This window comes from Saccharothrix sp. ST-888, from assembly GCF_000955975.1.
Taxonomy (GTDB): domain Bacteria; phylum Actinomycetota; class Actinomycetes; order Streptomycetales; family Streptomycetaceae; genus Kitasatospora.
In genome coordinates, this window is record NZ_JYJF01000588.1 from 1 (window position 1) to 354 (window position 354).

The window sequence follows — 354 nt, forward strand, 5'->3', positions numbered from 1 at the left end:
GCAGCAGGCCGATCCCGGCCACCCGGACGATCACCCGGAGGCTGTCCCCGCCAGCCACGACGAGCTCCCGCCAGAGCGACTGCCCGGGTCCGGCGGGCACACCGCCACCGCTCTCGTCCACATTCGCAGCGACCGACGCGTAGAACGGCTGCCCGAACAGCAGCGTCACCGCGGTCAACCTGACCATCGCCAGCAGCAGCCCGCCGCCTATCAGCGCCGCCACGAACACCCCGCGCAGCAGGCCCTGCCACGGCGAGCCCCACCCGCCCGCGAACGGGGTCGCCCAGCGGGCCAGGCCACCCGCCCAGACGCCGCGCCCGGCCAGTGCCACCACTTCCCCCACCCCCGCGTACA

General features: G+C 75.1%; 1 pseudogene. It reads right to left on the reverse strand.

The features are described 5' to 3' along the window. Positions 1–354: pseudogene (locus UK12_RS33870) on the reverse strand (hypothetical protein); the annotation flags it as partial.